Genomic DNA, 21,357 nt, shown 5'->3' with positions numbered 1-21,357 from the left:
TACTGCCATCACAAAAGGAAATTTTGGCAGTGGCCTACATTACCTAGAGTTTGTCCAAGGAACATACACCACCATGTTAGAAAAATTATTTAAACTAAAGGCTCATGGCACGAATGTGCGAACTGAAGTTGTAGCAGGTATGACAACCTTCTTAACCATGGCCTACATTATATTTGTTAACCCTAGCATGTTAGCTGCTGCAGGCATGGACCAAGGAGCAGTGTTTGTAGCGACTTGTTTAGCCGCTGCAGTGGGTTGTTTCATCATGGGCTTTTATGCCAACTACCCTATTGCTCAAGCCCCAGGCATGGGATTAAACGCATTTTTCACCTACGGTGTTGTGCTTGGCATGGGCCATACTTGGCAAATCGCCTTGGGTGCGGTGTTCTTATCGGGGGTTATCTTCATTTGTTTGAGCTTATTTAAGGTTCGCGAATGGATTATCAACTCTATCCCACAAACTTTGCGTGTAGGTATTGCTGCTGGTATTGGTTTGTTCCTAGGGTTTATTGCATTGAAAAACGCCGGGATTGTGGTCGATAATCCAGCAACATTGGTTAGCCTAGGACACCAAAACCCACACCAGATGATTTTAGCCGCGCTAGGTTTCTTCTTAATCATTGGCCTTGAATACCGCAAAGTAAAAGGCGGTGTACTGATTTCAATTTTGGCCATCACGGTTTTATCTATCGTACTGGGCTACACCCAATACGGCGGCATCATCTCTATGCCTCCAAACCCTGCGCCGACGTTCCTACAGTTGGATATCATGGGTGCGTTAGATGTCACAATGATCAGCGTTATCTTTGCCTTCTTGTTTGTCGATTTGTTTGACACCGCTGGTACCCTAACTGCAGTGGCTCAACGCGGTAATTTACTTGACGAAAAAGGCCGTTTACCTAATTTGAAAAAAGCTTTATTAGCCGATTCAAGCGCAACCATTGCAGGCTCATTATTGGGGACTTCAAGCACCACTTCTTACATTGAAAGTGGCGCTGGCGTAGAAGTGGGTGGCCGCACGGGTCTTACCGCTGTGGTAGTGGGTTTGTTATTTGTGTTGGCGTTGTTGTTCTCGCCATTGGCAGGAATGATCCCCGCCTATGCAACCGCTGGCGCGCTATTTTATGTGTGTACGCTAATGTTATCTGGCCTAGTCAATGTTGATTGGACCGACTTAACTGAAGCTGCGCCAGCAGCAATTGTGGCTATTTTAATGCCGCTGTCTTTTTCAATTGCCGACGGTATTGCTTTAGGCTTTATTTCTTATGCGGCCATTAAGCTGTTAGCGGGTCGCCATAAAGATGTTCCGCTAAGTGTTTGGGTTTTAGCTGTTGTATTTGTACTTAAGTTTGCTTTCTTCTAAAGCCAGTTAAATCGCTAAACTACCAAGGCCGTCACCGTGTGACGGCCTTTTTTTATGGTATATTTTGCTCACTGATAAATATTTAGGCTTATTGTTGTGAAAGAAAATCTATCTGAAGTGTTGTTTAAGCCGCGGATAAATGTGGTTGAGACCTCGTGTGTTTCCAACTCTTTAGCTGCCCAGTCTACCGCTGATGGTCAAGAGGATGGGCGTAACTGGTATCGCTTGTTACGCAGAGAATACTGGGCGTGGCTAGGTTTAGATCCGATTGAAACAGAGCAACTATTTGCCAATATAGCGATGAGTGATAAACCTCGCACCAGTGAGTTGCTCGATACCGTGGCAGGCTATCAGCCTGGCAACTGGAATTACGAGTGGACTCAGCGCGCTGTTCGTCATCAAACCAAGGCAAAAAAGGCTGGCGACGAGGGGGACAAAGACTTAGCGTATAAAGAGTTCTTGAATGCCAGCTATAGTGCCACTATTGCCGCTTATCCTCATTTCAAAGGTGATGATATCGCTGCCACAGCTCAAGCGTTAGCGCATGGTAATTTTGTATCCGCTATGGAGCACAGTGATTACGTCTGTAAAACCATCGAAATCCCTATTGATGGTAAAAAAGTGTCCTGCTATTTGCACTTACCCGATACCGACTCGGTGAAACCAGTGGTATTAGTTAGCGGTGGTTTAGATACCATTCAAACCGAGCTATATCCCCTGTTCGAACGTTTTCTCGCCCCTGCTGGTATTGCGATGTTGTGCATTGATTTGCCTGGGGCTGGCCATTGTATTAATTGGAAGTTACAGCAGGACAGCAGCCGCATTCATCTCGCAGTATTAGATTACCTCCCCGAGGTGCCTTGGGTTGATCACGCTCGAGTCGCCATGCTCGGTTATCGCTTTGCCGGAAATGTTGCCGCTCGCTTAGCGTTTATCGCGCCTGAGAGATTGCGAGCGGTGGTTACGATTGGTTCTCCGGTCGATCGTTTGTTTAGTGACATCCAACGTTTTCAATCGTTACCGCAGATGTATAAAGACTGCTTAGCTAACCGAAGTGGGGTGAATGCAGCCAACACCGAAAGCTTATTTTATCGTTGTTTGCCTTTATCGTTAAAAACCCAAGGAATACTGGGAGGCCCTAAAACTCAATTACCGATGTTTGTCGTAGGGCGAAAAAATGACCCCATTTGCCCCGAAGCTGATGTTTCTTTGTTAAATATGGCATCGCCTTATGGTGAAGTTGAAATGTTAAGAGAAGTCGATTCCTTACAAAACTACAACCAAATCTTCACCAAGGTCACGCTATGGCTACAAAAGCAATTGTGATTTTATTTAATTGTGTTCATTATGGGTAAACGAAACGTTACTTAAACATTAATCACTATGGAGAGATTAAGCGCATGGAAGTGACTTGGCCAAGCCATGGAAAGTTAAATACTAAATTTACCGCCATAGGGCCGTATTTTCGTAAAGAACATAGCAGTACAGAGATGTATTTTTTTGACTGTCTAGCTACCTGTGTTAGTTCAAAGCCAGCCGCTGAAGAACGTGAATTTTATGGCTGGTGGCTCGAGCTGCGAGTTAATGAAAGTAGTTTTGAATATCATTATTGGTATGGGCTATACGATAAACAAGGCGAATGGCAGGAAGGTGCTATTCCCCGGAAACATCAAAAAGATGTTCAACAGTCTCTAGATGTGTTCTACCAAAAGCTGGTAGATGCGCTCGACAAACTAGAGTTGAATGTTAGTGCTGCTCCGTCTTTATCCCCCAATTTGGCTCTTCCGGCAGCTTAAGCCCAAGAGTTCCGCAAAAAAATGGCGCACAGGCTCTGTGCGTCAGATTATTATCAGGTAGAATACTCGCTTTGCGTTTTAGCCGAGTTGGAATAGAAAACAAGCATGTCGAAGCAAACCATTGTAGTTAAGTTGGGCACCAGTGTGCTGACGGGTGGCACCTCTAAACTTGATCGCGCCCATATGATTGAGTTGGTGCGGCAGTGTTCGTTGTTGCGAAAAGCAGGCCATCAGCTGATTGTGGTTACTTCTGGCGCGATAGCGGCGGGGCGCGAACACTTGTCACTGTCTCACGCAAATATTGCTCCTACTATCGCTAATAAGCAAATGTTGGCTGCCGTTGGCCAAAGTCGTTTGATTCAAACGTGGGAAAGCCTATTTGGCATTTATGATCTTCATGTCGGGCAAATGCTATTAACTCGTGCTGATTTAGAAGACCGCGAACGCTTTCTAAACGCTAAAGACATGCTTAAAGCCTTGTTAAATCATGGCATCGTACCGATCATTAATGAAAACGATGCCGTGGCTACTGCAGAAATAAAAGTCGGCGATAACGATAATTTATCAGCATTAGCCGCTATTTTAGGCGAAGCGAACAAACTATTATTACTCACCGATCAGCCCGGTTTATTTACTGCTGATCCACGCAGCAACCCAGGGGCGAAGCTCATCGAAGAAGTGGCGGAAATTAATGCTTCAATTCGCGCTTTAGCGGGAGATAGTGTGGGGGGCTTAGGTACCGGTGGTATGGCTACCAAGCTGCAAGCCGCTGAAATTGCTGGCCGAGCCGGCATTGAAGTAGTGATTGCCGCAGGTCACAGTGAAAATGTTATTACCCGTTTAATTGAAGGGCAAAGTGTAGGCACGCGGTTCCCTGCTACCAATACACCGCTAGAAAACCGTAAACAATGGATTTTAGCTGGGCCGCCTCCACACGGAGAATTGGTATTAGACGACGGCGCTTGTAAAGCCGTAGTAGAGCGAGGCTCTAGCCTGTTACCAAAAGGGATTATTGCCATTAAAGGCGAGTTTAATCGGGGTGACGCAGTGCGCTTGGTGAATGCTCAAGGGCTGGAGATAGCTCGTGGTATTTGCCGCTATCAAGCCACCGACATGAATTTAATTAAAGGCCTGCATTCAGAGCAAATAGATAAGACTCTGGGCTATGGCTACGGATCAGTTGCGGTTCACCGTGACGATTTAGTATTGAAATAGGAATATCTAATGAGTTTACAACAACTAGGTCAACAGGCTAAACAAGCCAGCTTTGATTTGGCCACCTTAAGTACTAGCCAAAAAAACGCAGCCTTGGCGGCCATTGCTGATCAGCTTGAAGCTCAGCAAGAAAGCATTTTGGCGGCTAACAAAATTGATTTAGACGCAGCTCGCCAATCGGGTTTATCTGACGCTTTACTCGACCGCTTAATGCTAAACAGTGAGCGACTAGCCGGTATTGCTAGCGATGTTCGCAACGTTATTTCGCTGAACGATCCTATCGGTAGCGAAATGGATTGCCGCGTATTAGAAAATGGCCTGCGCTTATCGCGCCGCCGTGTGCCGCTTGGCGTAGTAGGGGTTATTTATGAAGCCCGCCCTAACGTAACTATTGATATCGCAGCGCTATGTTTAAAGACCGGCAACGCCAGTATTTTGCGTGGCGGTAAAGAGACCTTCCACTCAAACATGGCCTTGGTTGAGGTGATTCAATCAGCACTTAAACAAAGTGGGTTACCAGCAGCGGCTGTGCAATACATCGCCAAACCAGACCGTGAGCTGGTGGCCGAGTTATTACGTTTAGACGAATATGTAGATATGATTATTCCTCGTGGTGGCGCTGGTTTGCACAAAATGTGTCAAGAGAACAGTACCATCCCTGTGATCATTGGCGGCTTTGGTATTAGCCATATTTATGTAGATAACTCGGTTGATGTGGCTGCTGCTCTCAATGTTATTGAGAATTCAAAAGTTCAGCGTCCATCGGCATGTAATGCCTTAGACAGCCTGTTAGTTGACCAAAACGTAGCTGCCGAGTTGCTGCCAATGTTGGCCGATTGCATGAACAATTCATCGGTTAAGTTAGTGGCTACCGAAAATGCTATGGCTGGCTTAGCAAATGCCAAAGATTTGCAAGCGGCAGGCGACGGTGACTTTGATACCGAATGGCTAAGCTACACCTTGGGCGTAAAAGTGGTGGCAGATGTAGAAGAAGCGATTGCTCACATGCGTACCCATAACGCTAGCCACTCAGATGCGATATTGTCGAATAACTTAAATGCCGTAGAGCGTTTTGTGAATGCTGCGGGTTCTGCCGCGGTATATGTAAATGCCTCTACTCGCTTTACCGACGGTGCCCAGTTTGGTTTAGGTGCCGAAGTAGCAGTATCTACCCAGAAGCTACATGCTCGCGGCCCTATGGGCTTAGAAGAGTTAACCTCTTACAAGTGGATTGGTGTTGGCGACATGTTAGCTCGCCCTTAAGCCGCTATTCACTTATGCTAAAAGCCTGCTTTGCAGGCTTTTTTGTTTTTGGCGTGGGAGTAAAACGATGACTCGACAGCTTTGGTTAATTCGCCATGCTAATTCCAGTTGGGATGACCCAAGTTTAAGTGACAAACAACGCCCCTTAGCAGAGCGCGGCCAAAAAGCCGCACAGCTTATGGCAAGCCACTACGCTAGCCAGTTTTCTCAGCTTGAATCAGTACATTACTCACCAGCACTGCGTGCCCAGCAAACTTGTGAATACTGGCTAGCACAGCGCAGCCAATACCTTAAAGGTAGAGAAGTAGAAGTTGACCTTCAAACTTGTTGTGAAAACAGCCTATATACTTTTCGCTGGGCAGATTTGCTGGTACATATTCAAAGCTTGCCTAAGCAAATAAACAAAATTGCGCTAGTAGGGCATAACCCAGCCTTTGAAGACCTCGTTAACTACTTAACGGGTGAAGACTTAATCAAGTTTCCTACCGCCAGCCTAGCGGTAATTGAGGCTGAGTTAGATTGGCAAGATTGGAGTGAGCAAAGCGCCTATTTAAGTTTGTTTGATACGCCAAAATTTTTGGTAGCAAGGTTGTAGGCTATCACTCATTTAAAGCGCTTTTTAAATTGCGTAAAGCTACTACCTCAATAAGCCTTGGTAGATGTTTTGCTAATCTGGCAATGAACTTTAAGTGGTCTTTATATAAGTCTAATTTATCCTTATAAAAACCACCTGCAATAATTGGCTTGCCCGAAGGTAACATCAATGAGCCCATTGTCATTATTGATGCGTGGCTATAACCATTATAAAAATCCTTTGCTTGTTTGAGCCACTCATAGCCTTCAATTAAGCCTAAAGTATCAGCGTTTAATAAAACAATATCGATGGCCTTATGAGCTTTGGTATTTTTATTTCCTTGCAAATAAGACTTATAAAAGTCGACTGGTTCTGCTTTTTTACTCTTACTTATTAAAACATTGCTCTCTGCACTAAGTAGAATTGCTAAACATAGAGATTCATAGGAAATCCTCATGGTATTTCCAGACGCATTAATATGCCCTTCGATCAAAAGCCTTGTTGCTGTAACAAGGGACTCTACGGTCATAAATGTAAATTCCTGCACCCATTTGTATTTTTGTTTTTCAGGCTCACTAAAATAGTGCTCAAAGCAAGATTCACTTTGCTCAAGCAAATTAGTTATCACCGTAATTTCTGAATCGAATATTGAGCAAAACTCTGCTACTGAACGATCTGTTACTAAAATATCGCGGATACCCAAATCTCCATTAGCAGTTTTCCTACTCTCACTTTTTTGATAAAAGCTAGGCTATCACCTTTCCTAAGCTAAACCAGCAACCTAGCACGAAAAATAATAAAAATATCAACATGAAAATATGCAGACGTCAGTGAGAAACAGTAACTGCCATTTGCAGGTGTACAAGCGCAGTGTTTTTGTGGGTGAAGTTATAAGCACAAAGTTATAAAAACGCTATAACGCTCTTGAAACTTTATCAGCCAACACCGGTAATTTTTGATACCTTCCACAAAGCATTTCTCTATCACTTGTTCCTGGTATCTGCACTACGTAGGCTGCATATAAACCCTATGTTGTAATGCTTAGTGAGTGCTTAAATGACGCAGATAATCCTAAACCAACCATGGCTGTTAAGTTCTGCTAATTACCCAGAGATTAAGGTAGCTTGCCAGATTCCCGGTGATAACCATTCGGCATTGCTTGAGGCGGGTTTAATTGCCGATCCTTACCAAGCCCGTAATGAAGCAGATGTTCAGTGGGTGGGTGAGGCTAATTGGACGCTATCTACTCGCTTTGAGTTAAGCGCTTCGCAGCTCGACAGCGACTTTATCGATTTACAACTAGGGCGTGTAGATACCGTTGCCGATATCTATATTAACCAGCATTTAGTTGCGCAATGCGACAATATGTTTCGTTTGTGGTCTTTTAATATTAAGCCTTATTTAAAGGCTGGCAGTAATCAGCTGCAAGTACGGTTTTCCCGTTCTGATTTAGCCGCAAAGCAACGAGCAAGTACTTTACCCTTTGCCGTCCCATCTTCCATGGGCAACAACCAAATTCCTTATATGAACAGTTTACGCAAGTCGCAGTGCCACGCTGGCTGGGATTGGGGGATTTGCTTGATGGTGAATGGTATTTACGATCCAGTGGAAATTAAGTTCACTAACCAAGCTCGATTGTTAGCTGTGCAGGTTGAGCAGCAGTGGCATTACAACAGTGTGGATGTAGTGGTTAAGGTTAGTCATGACTCATCTTGCCGCTCACCAATTGATATTCAATTTGCAGAGCATGCCTTGCAAATACAGCCCTCAACTGAATCATCCATTACGGAGGCGCGATTCCACATTGCGGAGCCACAGCTATGGTGGCCAGCTGGTTATGGTGAGCAGCCTTTGTATTTGCTGCAAGTTACGTTAGCTGAGCAGCGCATTGATAAGAAAATTGGCTTGCGAAAACTAGATCTAGATACGCGAGCCGATAGCCATGGTTCTGCAATGACCTTTGTGATTAACGATTGCCCCATTACCGCCAAAGGCGCTAACTGGATCCCGCTTGATGCGATGCCATCTAGGCAAACAGCAGAGCGTTATCGCCATCTATTAACTGATGCTAAAACCGCCAATATGAATATGTTACGGGTTTGGGGCGGCGGCCAATACGAGGCTGACGAGTTTTATCAACTGTGTGATGAGTTAGGCTTAATGGTGTGGCAAGACATGATGTTTGCTTGCTCATTGTATCCATCTACCGATGACTTTGTGGCCAATGTGCAGCTAGAGTTAAGTGACCAAATTCAACGTTTACGCGACCATAGCTGCATTGTGCTGTGGTGTGGCGACAACGAAGTGATTGGCGCAATTAACTGGTACCCAGAATCCAAAGCTAATCGAGAGCGCTATGTGGTGAATTACGACAGGCTTAATCGCGCTATTCAACAGACGGTAGAACAGCATGATGCTAGCCGGGTATTTTGGCCTAGTTCGCCCTGTAATGGCGCATTAGATTATGGTGATGCGTGGCATGATGACAGTAAAGGCGATATGCACTTCTGGGATGTTTGGCATTCGGGTAAATCTTTCTCTGCTTACCAACAAATTAAGCCTCGTTTTTGCTCTGAGTTTGGCTATCAATCTTGGCCTTCATTGGCCGAGGTGAAAAGTTTTGTGCCCAAAGGTGACTGGAATATTTGCTCACCCACTTTTGAAGCTCATCAAAAGAACCCTAGTGGTAATAGCATTATTACCGAGATGTTTACGCGGATGTTCCGCTTTCCGGCAAACTTTGAACAAATGCTTTATTTGAGCCAAGTGCAACAAGCATTGGCGATAAAAACGGCCTGTGACTATTGGCGAGCCAATAGCCCCCAATGCAGAGGCATGCTGTATTGGCAGCTTAATGATAATTGGCCCGTGAGCTCGTGGTCGAGTATTGAATATAGCGGTCGTTGGAAGCAGCTTCATTACCATGCGAAGCGTTTTTTTGCTCCTCAATACCCGAGCTTTATTGAGGATGAGCAGGGTTTGGAACTGCGAATTATTAACGACAGCCCCAAAACCAAGTCTATTAAGGTGTACCTTCAGCGAGTGAACTGGCAAGGCAAGGTGGAATTTAGCGAGCAGTTGGCCTTAAGCCTTGAGCCAGATGCCAATGTGTCAGCGTGGCAATGTGCTAAAGCGCAACTTGATGAGTGGCGTACGCAAGGCTTTTTGATTGTTTCACTCACATGTGAGGGTTCTCGCGTTCAAAATACTTGGGTAGGGGATAACTACAAAAACTTACCTTTAGCTAAGGCTAAAGTCTCTTGCGCGGTGGATGAAAGTACTAGAACCATTATTTTGTTAGCAGATAAGCCGGCGTTTTTTGTTCATTTAGAAAGTGATGCTCCGGGTCGCTTTTCTGATTCAAGCATTACTTTGTTGGCTAATCAGCCGCAAACTATCAAATATTTGGGTGATGACTTTGCATCAATGGTGAGTAGTTTGCGGGTTTATCATCTGGCGGATAGCTATTAGCTCGTTTTGTCATGGCTTGACCATGTGTTTGCCGCATCAATTAATGCGGCCAGCGCAGGTTTAGCACTGGCACTGGCTTTAATACACAAGCCAATGCTGCGATACATGCGCGGCGCTAGTAACTTAACTTGTTGTAAATCGGCTGAGGTTTCTAATACGCCTGTAGGCAAGAATGAGATGCCTATACCGGCGCTGACCAGGTGTTTTACTTGGGTTTTATGTTGGGCTTTGGCTACTAGGTTTACTGCAAAACCTTGTGAGGCCAGTAGGCTCAAGGTTTGCTGGTGAGCTTCGCAGGCCACACATTCAATAAAGTCGTAGTTGTTTAGCGCGGCAATCTCTACTTGCTGCTGCTTGGCGAGTTCGTGCTGCTGAGGCACACACAATACGTAATCTTCATCCCACAGTGGAATGAACAATTCATCTTCCTGCTTTAATACATCAAGGCTTAACCGAGCTTGCGCTTGAGTATCTTGAACGTCCAATAATTCAAATTTAAACAAGGGCTGTTGTTGCTTACAGTGAGCAATGAACTTAGCCAACAAGCTGGGGCTAATATCGTGAAAGTTAGCTAGCTTTAGCGGCAAACTAGCAGGGAGATTGGCAAATAAGCTAGACATTTTATTCAACTGGCCCAGCGCTTGAACAGCTAAAGGGTATAGGTGGTGGGCTTGGTCGGTTAAATCAACCCCGCGCTTATGGCGAATAAATAGTTGAACCTCTAGTTCAGACTCAAGTTGCTTAATCGCCGAAGATAGCGATGGCTGAGAGACATAACAACGCTCGGCAGCGGCTGTCATCGAGCGCTCTTCAAAAACAGCCACAAAAAATTTAAGTAAACGCACATCCATAACTATTACCTATGATAACCAGAGGAAAACGGTATTTTACACCTATATATAGCAGAACTATAGTGAGCGCCAATAAAGCAGCAGGCGCAAATGTAGCGTCTTGTGGTGGGTTATTTATGTATTGGAGAATCTTATGTCTAAGCCTTTAGTTGTTATTACTGGTGCCAGTTCTGGAATTGGCGAAGCATGTGCAAAAACCTTGTCGGCTGCGGGTCACCCGCTGTTATTGGTAGCGCGTCGTATTGAGCGATTAGAAGCGCTAAACCTGCCAAATACCCTTTGTCGTAAAGTAGATGTCACTGAACTTGCCGACTTTGAGCAAGCAATTAAAGATGCCGAAGCCTTGTATGGCCCAGTAGATATGTTGTTAAACAATGCCGGAGTCATGCTATTGGGAGCGGCTCACGAGCAAGCTCCTAGCGAGTGGAAAACCATGTTGGACGTAAACGTTATGGGCTTACTTAATGGTATTCACTTGGTATTAGCAGGCATGAAGCAGCGCCAGCAAGGCACTATTATCAACGTGAGTTCAATTGCTGGGCGTAAAACCTTTCCTAGTCATGCTGCGTATTGCGGTACTAAGTTTGCGGTACACGCGATCAGTGAGAACATTCGTGAAGAAGTCGCTGGTGATAATGTGCGGGTAACCGTCATTGCCCCTGGTGCAGTAGAAACTGAATTACTTAGCCATACCACTAGCCAAGAAATTAAAGACGGCTACGAAGTATGGAAAGAAGAAATGGGCGGCGTATTAAATACCCAAAACATTGCAGACGCTGTAGCTTACGCTTATGGCCAGCCGCAAAACGTGTGTATTCGTGAAGTGGTGCTAGCAGCCACTGGTCAACCTGCTTAGGCATGAAGGTAGCAAATATAAAAGAGAGCCTAGGCTCTCTTTTATATTATGTAGGGCTGAATGATGGCTTAATGGGTGGCGTCAGTGGGTCCGTAAATTTGGTATTCGCCGGCCATTTGTAATACCGAGAACATGTGCAATAAACCGTCATAATAGCGCCATTTACCGGTTGGCGTCGCTTGCTTCCATAAGCGCTGGGTAAAGTCTTTAGCATCTTGGCTATCAGTGATCATTGCCGCGGTACCATTCATGGCATTTTGACCAGAACTGCCCCATTCAGAAACGATTTTTCCATCCATTTCATGTACCGCATAGTTTTGACCTTTACGTTTGTATTCGTCAGCGTAAAAGCTAATCATTCGGTCGGCTAACTCTTGCTGTCTTGGGTCTGCATTAAACCAGTGATGGTCCATGGCTATGTTGCCAATAACACGAAAGGCGTCGTAACCTGATTTGTGGCTAATGTCGTTAAATGAGGTTTTTTGAGGTGTTCCATCAAATGCTGCATACTCAGAGTACAAACCGGTTTCTGGGTGAGACGCATTGTATAAGTAGTCGCGGCTAACTTTGGCTGCGTCAGCCCACAGTTGATTATCTTCATCAGCCCAACGTGCAAAGAGTTCATAAAAGGCTGCGACGTGATAAGAAGGGTCAGTATATAGGCCTAAGCTTTTCTCAGTGACAAATAGTATCTGTTTTGCTTCACGGTTGAACATGGGCACTTGAGAGTTGGTTTCTTGCTTGTTCACCATCGCTTGCAGAATCACATTCGCTTCATCTTTGTATTGAAAAACACCATCGCCAGCGCCCCAGCGGTGTTCAGCAAACATTAGCGCCATGGCAAAATAAAGCTCACCATCGGGTGCAGGGTTGTTATCTTTGCGGGTAAAAGGGGCTTTAGCTTCTAGATGCCAAGCAAAGTAGTCTTGGTACCACCCGTCTTGATGTTGCATGTAAGTTTTAGAAAACTTCCATAGTTTATTGAACATGGCCTGATCGTCCATTTGTACGGCGATCATCATGCCGTAAGACATGCCTTCAGAGCGAATGTCGTTACTGCCAATGTCTTTAATAAAGCCCATATCTTCCCCTACAGGAAAAAATACCGCTTTGCCGCCTTCATCTCGCGAGTCAGAGTAAAACAACTGCTGGTAAGTATCGTTAACTTTTTTGGTGACTTGCTCAGGCGTAGCGATGCCTAACTCAACAAAGGCATTGCGGTATTCTCCGCTGTAAAAAGCACCCGGCGCGGTGCTTGTTGCCTTGCTAGGCTTTGCCATGTCTACTGAGTTGTTTGCGGTACTGTCTGCAGAAGAGGCACATGATGCTAAACCTAAAGGTAATGCACAAAAGGCAAGGGCTCTCACCGTATTTACAAGTGCACTACTGTTAGTACTGAAAATATTCATTGTCATAATCACCTTAGTTAGCTTTTTCTCTGAATTTGAAGCTTGTTACGAGACCCGTTGGAATGGTACGACCTCGCATAACCGTTTTAGGCTAGATGAACCAAGAAGGGGCTCATACTGTGATTTTAGGTAATTCACTGTGAAATCTAGATAATTTGCGCAATATCGCATAACGCTAGTTACGTTTTTTAACTCAGATGATTGTAGTGGGGTATTTGCGTTGTTATAAAACAAAGAGAGGCCTCCCTCTCTTTATTTAGTGATGAGTTGGTAGGCTTAAAAGAAGCCTAATGGATTGATATCGTAACTCACTAATAAATTTTTAGTGTTTTGATAGTGGGATATAGCCACTTTATGAGTTTCACGACCAATCCCCGAGCGCTTATAACCACCAAAGGCTGCATGAGCGGGGTAGGCGTGGTAGCAGTTAATCCAAACTCGCCCCGCTTGAATATTGCGGCCCATACGCTGTGCTAAGTTCATATCGCGGGTCCATACACCCGCTCCCAAGCCATATTCACTATCGTTGGCTATTTGTAGCGCTTCAGCTTCATCTTTAAAGGTAGTCACAGAAATCACTGGTCCGAATATTTCCTCTTGGAATATTCGCATGTCATTGGTGCCTTTTAGAATTGTCGGGCTAACGTAGTAACCGTTATTGTGCTCTCCGCTTAAGTTGGCGGTAATCCCTCCTGTTAATAACTCAGCCCCTTCGTTTTTGCCAATTGCTAAGTAGCTCATAATTCTATCGAGCTGCTCTTTCGATACTTGTGCGCCGACTTGGGTGTCGGTGTCTAGAGGGTCTCCTTGTTTAATGGTTTTTACTCGCTCTAAAACCCGCAGCATAAATTTGTCGTAAATAGATTCTTGAATAAGGGCGCGAGAGGGACAAGTACATACTTCGCCTTGATTGAAAAAGGCCAGTAGTAAACCTTCAATGGTTTTGTCTAAGTACTCATCTTCATGCTCCATAACATCGGCAAAAATAACGTTAGGCGATTTACCACCCAGCTCTACCGTAGAAGGGATTAATGAATCCGCTGCACATTTCAATATATGTTGGCCAATCTCAGTGGAGCCAGTAAAGGCAAGTTTAGCTATTCGCGGGCTAATGGCTAACGCTTGGCCTGCCTCTTCACCAAAACCATTCACTACATTAATCACCCCTTTGGGCACTAAATCTTCAATCAGCTCCATTAATACCAATATTGAAGCGGGAGTTTGCTCGGCAGGTTTTAGCACCACACAATTGCCAGCAGCTAAGGCTGGACCTAACTTCCAGGCGGCCATCAGTAATGGGAAGTTCCAAGGGATGATTTGGCCCACAACACCTAAGGGCTCAGGGAAGTGATAACTGACCGTTGTTGCATCAAGATCAGCTGCGCCACCTTCTTGGGCGCGTATACAGCCCGCAAAATAACGGAAGTGGTCAACCACTAGAGGTAAATCAGCGTTTAAGGTTTCTCGAATAGCTTTACCGTTTTCCCAAGCCTCAGCAACGGCTAAATACTCGAGGTTTTGCTCAATTCTATCGGCAATGCGCAGTAACATATTGGAGCGCTCGGCTACTGAAGTATTGCCCCAGCTTTCTCGGGCTGCGTGAGCGGCATCAAGTGCTAGGCCAATATCGTGAGCGTCTGATCTTGCCACTTTACAATACACCTCACCGTTCACCGGTGAGCGGTTGTCAAAGTATTGCTTGTTTTGTGGCGCAACCCATTCGCCACCAATAAAGTTGTCGTATTGCTCTTTAAAAGTAATGAGTGAACCTGCTTTACCTGGTTGTGTGTAAACCATAGTTGAGTTCCTTTTCTAGTTGTTATTAAAATGTTTCATTGTTGGCGTGTGTGTTACACGCTAGACTCCTATATAGCAAGGCTTGCACCAAGTTGGGTTGGCTTATTGTTAATGAAATGTAAAGCTATGATTGTTAAGACAAACAGATTTTTGGGGTGTGGATGTCTTCGAGTAAGTGCTCGTGGCGGAGTGTCACACTGTTATATTTTGGCACAGTAGATGTGTTACATATTGGAACAGTACTATGACCGCTCGTGCGTTACTTTCTACTACTCTTGATGCTTCTTGGTCACGCAGTCAAAGCGCTGGCTTATCAGAATGGCACTCTCCAGAAGAGTTACGTTTAGACAAAAGCCAACTGCAGCAACGATTACATAAACATCGCGGCCTTATTGAGCTGGTTGACCGCTATGCGTTTCCCTTATTTGAGCAATTGATGGCTCATCGCTCTAGCAGGTTGATTTTGTCTGATATCGACGGTTTTGTGATTGATTTCTGGGGCGCAGAAAAGTACGCCGACAAATTAGCCAATATTGCCTTAGAAACAGGGGTTAATTGGTCTGAAAACTACAAAGGTACTAACGCAATAGGGACAGCTATTGCAATGCAGCAGCCAGTATCGGTGATTGGTGAACAGCATTTTATTAAGCATCATCGTTTTATGAGTTGCAGCGCCAGCCCCATTTTTTCACCTAAGGGAGAAATGGTCGCAGTGTTAGATATTACCAGCGAACAACATCGGCATAATCAGCAAACAATGTTGTTGATTAGCAGTCTTGCTCAACAAGTGGAAACGGCCATGTTATGCCAGCTTCCAGATAGCCATTACCGTATTGATGTTGCGCCACAAGCGCATTTACTTGATTCGGGTTGGCAGGGCATTGTGGTCGCGGACAGTGAGGGCAAAATTTTGGGTCATAACCCGATGGCTCAACAACTCATAAAAAGAATGAAGATTGGAGAAAGCATTGATTTTCACCTAGGTGAACAGTGGCACCAAAGTGCATCCAATAAGCAGACAAAGCTGCATTTACAGACCAAAGCATTAAAACCTGCCCATTCGGTTGTGTCATCGGTGAAAAACGCCAGCAACCCTAGCTTATTGGCCGCAGATGATGCGCGAATGCAAAAAGCTTGGTGGCATGCCAATAAAGTTATCGCTAAGTCGATCCCTTTACTGATCTTGGGAGAAACAGGTGTAGGTAAAGAGCAGTTTGTTAAGCGCTTACATAAGTATAGTGGGCGTTCTCAGCAGGTTCTCCAGGCGGTAAATTGTGCTGCGCTGCCTACTGACTTACTAGAAGCTGAATTGTTTGGCTATCAGGCTGGTGCGTTTACTGGGGCTAATCCAAAAGGGTATTTGGGCAAAATTCGTCAAGCGGATGGTGGCTTTTTATTTCTAGATGAAATTGGAGAAATGCCTCTGGCTGCCCAATCCCGTTTATTACGCGTATTGCAAGAAAGAGAAGTGGTGCCAGTGGGCGGGAACCAATGCTATCCGGTGAATATTCAAGTGGTGGCCGCCACCCATGTTGATCTTCAGCGACAAGTTAAAAATGGGCTATTTAGAGAAGACCTCTATTACCGATTAAATGGTCTACAAATAGTGCTTCCGGCTTTACGGGAGCGTTCAGATATTAATGCCTTGGTATCAGAGCTACACAGTAAATATAGCGTAGCGCAAACGATATGCAGTGAACTCAATGCCTTATTACTTGGCTATGACTGGCCAGGAAACCTGCGAGAGTTAGATAACTTTATGCAAGTAGCTTGTTTAATGTCTGAACATAAAAATGTTTTGCAGTGGGATGATTTACCTGAGTCACTCCAGCTGAAATTAAGTGCAATGACGAAGCCATCGCAGCCCGATAATTCCAATATTAAGCAATGCATTGATGATAATATTGCGCGGGTATATCAGCACTGTAAGGGGAATATTAGCAAAAGTGCAGAACAGCTTGGTATTAGTCGAACCACCTTGTACCGAAAATTAAAAAAGCTTCAGCTGATACGCTAGGCTAGGTACAAATAAGCGGTTTAACGTTGCTGTTCAGCATTAGGTAGGTACTTCTCAATAATATCTTGCAGTTCGCCGCTGTCTCGCATTTTATTAACGATGTCGCTAACTTGAGCAACAATTTGATCGCCATTCTCAATATGTGGTGCGATAGAAATGGTGATCATAGATTGCTTTTCACTGATAAGCATTGGCTCGGATAAGGCGATATCTTCATCTGCTGCCATCACTAAGGTGGCATATAAGTTACCGGCAAAGGCATCTATTCTGCCCGCTTTGAGCATTTGTATACCTTGGTAGTAATCCTTTACGGCGATAAGTTTTATGCTGTTATTAAGCACTAAGTCGTGAAATTTTTCACCGTACACTTTGCTGGCGCCGCGCACCGTAGCCACTCTTTTATCAATAATGCTATCCCAGTTTAACGGTGAGTTTTGCAAGGTTACCACTGCTGTTTCAAAGGTTCCGACAGACGTGGGTTGATAGATGTGCGGTTTGAAGTTTGCACTAGGGAAGAGGCAGGCGATGATGACTTCATTTTGGTTGTTATTGAGTATGCGAGCCATTCTCGGGTAGGGAACAAGATTAATATCTATTGGGTTTTGGCCTAACTCTTCAGCGACACGACGTAAGATATCAGCATAGTATCCGGTTATACCATCATCACTTTGATAAGCTGCGGGGGTGAAATTAATCGAGTAATAACTGAACGTTTCAGCTTCTGCTTTGGCTCCGACACTAAAGACGATTAACAATAGCGATACTATTAGCCTGTTTCTCATGTATTCTCCTGCTGGTATTTCTCAATTACTCACACTTAATATTAATCGATAATAGAAAAATCACCCTACCCAATAAGGGGTAGGCTGCTTGTTGTGCCTGTGAAGGCTATGAATACGGGTCTGGTGAGGATGGCTTAGATAAGTTACGGCGATTATTATTTAAGATGCTTGGGCGAGCAGGTATAAAAAAAGACACCCTAAGGTGTCTTTTTTTAACAATATGGTGGAGGGAGGTGGATTCGAACCACCGAAGCTTTCGCGACAGATTTACAATCTGTTCCCTTTGGCCACTCGGGAACCCCTCCTACTTGTGGAGCGGGATATTACCAGAACTTGTGGGGCTGTAAAGTAAAAAAAGAGACATTTTTACCTTAAGTAGACTGTTTGCTTATAATCTGCGCATTTGCTCGGTATTTACTAAAGATTTACCGCGAGTACCCGATAACGGTATTAGGATTAGAAAGGGGCAAGCATGTTAGTTGAGCAAATTAGAAGTAACAGCTTATGTGATGAGTTACAGCTAGGTGATAGTTTAAACCGTTGTACCAACCATGGTGAACATGCTCGCTTTCATTTGCTATTAAGTATGCTGAGCCCAAACGTTTGCGATCAAGCGCAGTTCTCATTACAGAAAAAAGCCCACGAGCAAGTTCAACAGGATCTTCGTACTAAGTTTCAATTACATCCAAACCGTCCATTAGCAGCGCAAGCTGATGAATTTGATATTCAGGCAAATTGGAGTAAGCATTTACATAGTGGGGCTGTTGAAGCTATTCGTTTAGAGCAAGCCTTACATGGTTACGCAGCTTACGCTGACGATAGCGTAGACGGTATCTCTGAAGAAGTGATGAACAACGTCGATCTATTAACCCGCTTAAAGCACGGAGTGGGTAGCAAGCCATTACAGGCAATACCCGATGTTGAGGTGAAAGGCGCTGATATGTATCACGTACTAAGTGACTTCGATTATTCGAAGCCACTTAAGGTGCAGCACTTTAATTAGCGAAACACCACGGTACGATTGCCGTAAACAAATACTTTTTCATCTAATACTTGCTGTAGAGCTTTACTTAATACCGCTTTTTCGACATCACGACCAGCCTTGGCCATTTCTTCTGCCGTGTAACTATGGTCAACATGAATAACATGTTGTTCAACGATAGGGCCTTCATCTAAATCATTATTCACAAAGTGGGCGGTGGCCCCAATGATTTTCACTCCACGATCATAAGCTTGCTGGTAAGGCTTTGCGCCAATGAAGGCTGGCAGGAATGAATGATGAATGTTTAAGATTTTATTGTTAAAGGCTTCAACAAAAGTTGGCGTTAAAATACGCATGTATTTAGCCAATACCACATAATCTGGTTGGTATTGCTGAACGGTTTCTATCACCAGTTGTTCATGCTGTTCACGGCTAAGGTCTACGTGACTAATATGATGGAAAGGAATGTCGAATTTTTCTGTTAGCGCGCGCAGGCTGTCGTAGTTGCCTACGACAGCGGCAATCTCTACATCCATATCGCCGTATACAGCCTTCATCAGTAAGTCACCCAAACAATGCGCTTCTTTGGTTACCATGATGACAATACGCTTACGGCCGGCACTTTCTAAGCGGCGACTGCTATCTTGTGGTAAGGCACTATCAAGATCTGCTAGTAGTGTCTTATCGTTAAAGTAGCCTTCTAAAACCGTGCGCATAAAAAAGCGGCGGGCGTCATTATCAACAAATTCGTTGTTCTTGATAATGTTGAGTTGGTGCTTGGCACAGATGTTAGTAATGCTTGAAATCAAGCCTTTTTCATCTGGGCATTCAGTTAAAAGGATTTTTCTTTCCATTGTATTTTCGATTTATTCAGTTTTAAAGTTAGGATTTGTTACAGCACTGTTTTAGCTTTTTCCCACTGCCACAAGGGCAAGAGGAATTGCGGGCCAAAGGCTTTGGCGAAAATTCACCATCGGTATAAAACCAACAATTATCCGCTTTGATAAAATTAGAGCGCTCGTGCAATATTTGTAGCTGTCCATTTTCGCGGTAATAGGCTTTAAATTCCACTATTCCGCCTAGCGCGTTGCTAAAGTCACAGCTAAGTATAATTTGTAGCTTCTCCCACTGATTGACGTCATCTTGGTTAAATGCGGTTGGCATTGTTCCTTGACGAAAATCGGGGTGATGAGTCTGCCAAAGATAATTTGCATCACTAAGAGTGAAGGCCGTATAACGAGAGCGCATAAGCTGCTCACAGCTAGCTGGCGTGGATAATCCACTAATATAAGGCTGGCAGCACTGATGATAATCACTACCGCTGCCGCAGGGGCAAAGTAACACCGGAAGACCTCAAATTTGACTAAGGGCGAAGTGTAACAAGAAGCAAGCAATAACACAGCTGAAAATTGGTTACAGTTTACACATTGCTTGATTTAACGCGCTAAATGCCGAGGACCTGTAAAGCAAACAGAACTAATTTAGGGTCAAATTTAACCGCAGAAGCCTGTTTCAGTTTTTCGGCCAGCTCTGGCTGCTGCTGGTGCTGCAGAGCAAATGCTGCTAAACCCGTGATGCGCGCATAGGGATGGATGCTCTCTCCTGCTAAACCAAGCGGTTTGCCACTGCCATCCCAATGCTCACGGCATTGATTGGCAATGATGACGCTCGCATCAATGGCACGCTGAACATGAGGATCTTGCAATTTTTCTGGTAGCCCGCAGTGTTCTTCGATGCGTTGCCATATATCTCTATTCAGAATATTACAATTGAGCAGTAGATCGGGTAAGCCAACATTTGCTAAGTCATAGAACCACGCTGAGGCCTTTAAGTCGATGATTTGCTCTGCCGTTAATGCTAGACATGGCGCCAGTTGTTCGCACAAGCTTTGCATTGCCAGCTGTTCATCACAAGGCCGTTGTTTAGCTTGCATCATACTTTGATAAAGCATCTCGACCAGCTGTAACTGACCATAGGCGAGTTGTTTCTGTAAGTGACGGTTTTCTAAGCGTACCGAGGTATTTTGTAAATAATACTCTAAAGGCTCAAACTGCGGCGGAGTGGTGTGTGGCCAACCTTCAATGTAAAACAGTAAAGGCTCACTTTGAGGGTTGGCTAAAAAAAACAGCGCGTTAGTGTCGCCGTAACTATGCTGCTGGCTTTGTTGAGCTTGGCTTATTAGCGCCTGAAGACGATTGGGTAACTCTTTTAAGTGACGGGTATCTTTTAGATAATCGAGTTTACCAATGCTATCTAATACGCATAAGCGGTCTCTATATGAACTGATCGCAAGGCCATGAATTAGCGCTGGCTTGGTGCCGGTCTCGGCGGCTAGTTTACGCAGTTCATGTAGGGTGGTGTGAGCCAGTATTTGTTCATTTTCACCCGTTGCCATTTGATGAGAGGAGTTAATCACCGCGCGTAGCTTGTTGTGTTGTGAATGTAATTCGGAGATCTCTTGATAGGCACGCAGTGAAGCACACATTAAGGTATCTAAATTGACATCACTTAACTCAGTTTTGTTTTTATAGTCACTGACATCATAACGGCGAATTACTTCGCGAATAGGGGCTAAGCCGGGTTGTCCGGTGCGTAAAATAAGGCGAATTTGATGGTTGTTTAGTCGTTGACGAATATCATCTATAAGCAGTAAGCCTGCGTCATCGCTCTCCATTACCACATCTACCAAAGCAATTGCCACATCAGCGTGATTGCTGAGCAATTCAAAGGCTTCTGCGGCGTTATAGGCATCTATAAAACTGAGTTTACGTTGTTGATAAGAAAAATTGTTTAGAACCAATTTAGTCACGGTATGCATCTCACTGTCATCATCTACGATGAGGACTTTCCATGGCTCTAACTCTGGTTCATCAACATCAAGTTCGTTATCGTCATCCAAAATGAACAGTTCGGCATTACTACTCATTTATACTCTCCAATCTTACCCGATGAATGCTCTATTATTCAGTATAGGAAAGCTC

Annotated in this window: 18 protein-coding genes and 1 tRNA gene; 10 read left to right on the top strand and 9 right to left on the bottom strand. The window is 44.5% G+C overall.

Annotated features, from left to right (window positions below):
- Positions 1-73 precede the first annotated feature (73 nt).
- The 6 genes from M0C34_RS14110 to M0C34_RS14085 all read left to right on the top strand — a co-directional run bounded on the left by M0C34_RS14110 (position 74) and on the right by M0C34_RS14085 (position 6,232).
- On the top strand, positions 74-1,363 hold the full coding sequence (locus M0C34_RS14110; RefSeq protein WP_248712325.1) for an NCS2 family permease: 1,290 nt from the start codon (positions 74-76) through the stop codon (positions 1,361-1,363).
- 96 nt (positions 1,364-1,459) lie between these two features.
- Complete coding sequence (locus tag M0C34_RS14105) at positions 1,460-2,689, top strand: alpha/beta hydrolase (RefSeq protein ID WP_248712324.1); 1,230 nt, start codon at positions 1,460-1,462, stop codon at positions 2,687-2,689.
- A gap of 74 nt (positions 2,690-2,763) precedes the next feature.
- Positions 2,764-3,159 (top strand): sigma factor-binding protein Crl, encoded by a 396-nt coding sequence (crl, locus tag M0C34_RS14100; protein ID WP_248712323.1) that lies wholly within the window; start codon positions 2,764-2,766, stop codon positions 3,157-3,159.
- A 105-nt stretch (positions 3,160-3,264) separates the two neighbouring features.
- On the top strand, positions 3,265-4,374 hold the full coding sequence (proB, locus tag M0C34_RS14095; RefSeq protein WP_248712322.1) for a glutamate 5-kinase: 1,110 nt from the start codon (positions 3,265-3,267) through the stop codon (positions 4,372-4,374).
- Positions 4,375-4,383: 9 nt separating this feature from the next.
- Entirely contained in the window at positions 4,384-5,637 is a 1,254-nt protein-coding gene (locus tag M0C34_RS14090; protein ID WP_248712321.1) for a glutamate-5-semialdehyde dehydrogenase, read from the top strand.
- Between the two features lie 67 nt (positions 5,638-5,704).
- The gene (locus M0C34_RS14085; protein WP_248712320.1) at positions 5,705-6,232 is read left to right on the top strand and encodes a SixA phosphatase family protein; all 528 of its coding nucleotides are present in this window, start codon (positions 5,705-5,707) and stop codon (positions 6,230-6,232) included.
- A gap of 4 nt (positions 6,233-6,236) precedes the next feature.
- Here M0C34_RS14085 and M0C34_RS14080 read toward each other — a convergent pair whose 3' ends face one another.
- On the bottom strand, positions 6,237-6,914 hold the full coding sequence (locus M0C34_RS14080) for a hypothetical protein (RefSeq protein WP_248712319.1): 678 nt from the start codon (positions 6,912-6,914) through the stop codon (positions 6,237-6,239).
- A gap of 353 nt (positions 6,915-7,267) precedes the next feature.
- Here M0C34_RS14080 and M0C34_RS14075 point away from each other — a divergent pair, with 353 nt between their 5' ends.
- Positions 7,268-9,682: a beta-mannosidase gene (locus tag M0C34_RS14075; protein WP_248712318.1), complete on the top strand. Its 2,415-nt coding sequence runs from the start codon at positions 7,268-7,270 to the stop codon at positions 9,680-9,682.
- Here the strand turns inward: M0C34_RS14075 and M0C34_RS14070 are convergent.
- Positions 9,679-10,533 (bottom strand): LysR family transcriptional regulator, encoded by an 855-nt coding sequence (locus M0C34_RS14070; RefSeq protein ID WP_248712317.1) that lies wholly within the window; start codon positions 10,531-10,533, stop codon positions 9,679-9,681. The genes M0C34_RS14075 and M0C34_RS14070 overlap by 4 nt on opposite strands.
- 133 nt (positions 10,534-10,666) lie before the next feature.
- Here M0C34_RS14070 and M0C34_RS14065 point away from each other — a divergent pair, with 133 nt between their 5' ends.
- The gene (locus tag M0C34_RS14065; protein WP_248712316.1) at positions 10,667-11,389 is read left to right on the top strand and encodes an SDR family oxidoreductase; all 723 of its coding nucleotides are present in this window, start codon (positions 10,667-10,669) and stop codon (positions 11,387-11,389) included.
- 68 nt (positions 11,390-11,457) lie between these two features.
- Here the strand turns inward: M0C34_RS14065 and M0C34_RS14060 are convergent, their stop codons facing one another.
- Positions 11,458-12,798: a family 8 glycosyl hydrolase gene (locus M0C34_RS14060; protein ID WP_248712315.1), complete on the bottom strand. Its 1,341-nt coding sequence runs from the start codon at positions 12,796-12,798 to the stop codon at positions 11,458-11,460.
- Between the two features lie 276 nt (positions 12,799-13,074).
- The gene (gene exaC, locus M0C34_RS14055) at positions 13,075-14,595 is read right to left on the bottom strand and encodes an acetaldehyde dehydrogenase ExaC (RefSeq protein WP_248712314.1); all 1,521 of its coding nucleotides are present in this window, start codon (positions 14,593-14,595) and stop codon (positions 13,075-13,077) included.
- Positions 14,596-14,839: 244 nt separating this feature from the next.
- Here exaC and M0C34_RS14050 point away from each other — a divergent pair, with 244 nt between their 5' ends.
- Positions 14,840-16,612 (top strand): sigma-54-dependent Fis family transcriptional regulator, encoded by a 1,773-nt coding sequence (locus M0C34_RS14050; RefSeq protein WP_248712313.1) that lies wholly within the window; start codon positions 14,840-14,842, stop codon positions 16,610-16,612.
- Positions 16,613-16,632: 20 nt separating this feature from the next.
- Here the strand turns inward: M0C34_RS14050 and M0C34_RS14045 are convergent, their stop codons facing one another.
- Positions 16,633-17,394, bottom strand: coding sequence for a substrate-binding periplasmic protein (locus M0C34_RS14045; protein WP_248712312.1), 762 nt, complete (start codon positions 17,392-17,394; stop codon positions 16,633-16,635).
- Between the two features lie 221 nt (positions 17,395-17,615).
- Positions 17,616-17,699, bottom strand: a tRNA-Tyr gene (locus M0C34_RS14040).
- Positions 17,700-17,866: 167 nt separating this feature from the next.
- On the opposite strand from M0C34_RS14040, the gene M0C34_RS14035 reads away from it, so the two are divergent.
- Positions 17,867-18,397 (top strand): VC2046/SO_2500 family protein, encoded by a 531-nt coding sequence (locus M0C34_RS14035; protein WP_248712311.1) that lies wholly within the window; start codon positions 17,867-17,869, stop codon positions 18,395-18,397.
- Here M0C34_RS14035 and purU read toward each other — a convergent pair.
- The 3 genes from purU to M0C34_RS14020 form a co-directional block, all read right to left on the bottom strand.
- Positions 18,394-19,230 carry a formyltetrahydrofolate deformylase gene (gene purU / locus M0C34_RS14030; RefSeq protein WP_248712310.1) on the bottom strand — a complete coding sequence of 279 codons (837 nt, stop codon included), beginning with the start codon at positions 19,228-19,230 and terminating at the stop codon, positions 18,394-18,396. The genes M0C34_RS14035 and purU overlap by 4 nt on opposite strands.
- A 28-nt stretch (positions 19,231-19,258) precedes the next feature.
- Positions 19,259-19,720, bottom strand: a complete 462-nt coding sequence (locus M0C34_RS14025; RefSeq protein ID WP_248712309.1) for a YchJ family protein — start codon at positions 19,718-19,720, stop codon at positions 19,259-19,261.
- A 100-nt stretch (positions 19,721-19,820) separates the two neighbouring features.
- On the bottom strand, positions 19,821-21,302 hold the full coding sequence (locus M0C34_RS14020) for a DUF3369 domain-containing protein (RefSeq protein ID WP_248712308.1): 1,482 nt from the start codon (positions 21,300-21,302) through the stop codon (positions 19,821-19,823).
- Between the last annotated feature and the right edge of the window lie 55 nt (positions 21,303-21,357).

Origin of the sequence: Agarivorans sp. TSD2052, from assembly GCF_023238625.1 — a bacterium.
Classification (GTDB): domain Bacteria; phylum Pseudomonadota; class Gammaproteobacteria; order Enterobacterales; family Celerinatantimonadaceae; genus Agarivorans.
This window is presented reverse-complemented; position numbering and strand designations above follow the sequence as displayed.

Excerpts from the sequence above, each read along its gene's own strand:
- purU (WP_248712310.1), bottom strand. The coding sequence starts at position 19,230 with ATGGAAAGAAAAATCCTTTTAACTGAATGCCCAGATGAAAAAGGCTTG.
- M0C34_RS14070 (WP_248712317.1), bottom strand. The coding sequence starts at position 10,533 with ATGGATGTGCGTTTACTTAAATTTTTTGTGGCTGTTTTTGAAGAGCGC.
- M0C34_RS14035 (WP_248712311.1), top strand. The coding sequence starts at position 17,867 with ATGTTAGTTGAGCAAATTAGAAGTAACAGCTTATGTGATGAGTTACAG.
- M0C34_RS14045 (WP_248712312.1), bottom strand. The coding sequence starts at position 17,394 with ATGAGAAACAGGCTAATAGTATCGCTATTGTTAATCGTCTTTAGTGTC.
- M0C34_RS14085 (WP_248712320.1), top strand. The coding sequence starts at position 5,705 with ATGACTCGACAGCTTTGGTTAATTCGCCATGCTAATTCCAGTTGGGAT.
- M0C34_RS14090 (WP_248712321.1), top strand. The coding sequence starts at position 4,384 with ATGAGTTTACAACAACTAGGTCAACAGGCTAAACAAGCCAGCTTTGAT.
- M0C34_RS14075 (WP_248712318.1), top strand. The coding sequence starts at position 7,268 with ATGACGCAGATAATCCTAAACCAACCATGGCTGTTAAGTTCTGCTAAT.
- M0C34_RS14110 (WP_248712325.1), top strand. The coding sequence starts at position 74 with ATGTTAGAAAAATTATTTAAACTAAAGGCTCATGGCACGAATGTGCGA.
- proB (WP_248712322.1), top strand. The coding sequence starts at position 3,265 with ATGTCGAAGCAAACCATTGTAGTTAAGTTGGGCACCAGTGTGCTGACG.
- M0C34_RS14065 (WP_248712316.1), top strand. The coding sequence starts at position 10,667 with ATGTCTAAGCCTTTAGTTGTTATTACTGGTGCCAGTTCTGGAATTGGC.
- M0C34_RS14050 (WP_248712313.1), top strand. The coding sequence starts at position 14,840 with ATGACCGCTCGTGCGTTACTTTCTACTACTCTTGATGCTTCTTGGTCA.
- M0C34_RS14060 (WP_248712315.1), bottom strand. The coding sequence starts at position 12,798 with ATGAATATTTTCAGTACTAACAGTAGTGCACTTGTAAATACGGTGAGA.
- M0C34_RS14020 (WP_248712308.1), bottom strand. The coding sequence starts at position 21,302 with ATGAGTAGTAATGCCGAACTGTTCATTTTGGATGACGATAACGAACTT.
- crl (WP_248712323.1), top strand. The coding sequence starts at position 2,764 with ATGGAAGTGACTTGGCCAAGCCATGGAAAGTTAAATACTAAATTTACC.
- exaC (WP_248712314.1), bottom strand. The coding sequence starts at position 14,595 with ATGGTTTACACACAACCAGGTAAAGCAGGTTCACTCATTACTTTTAAA.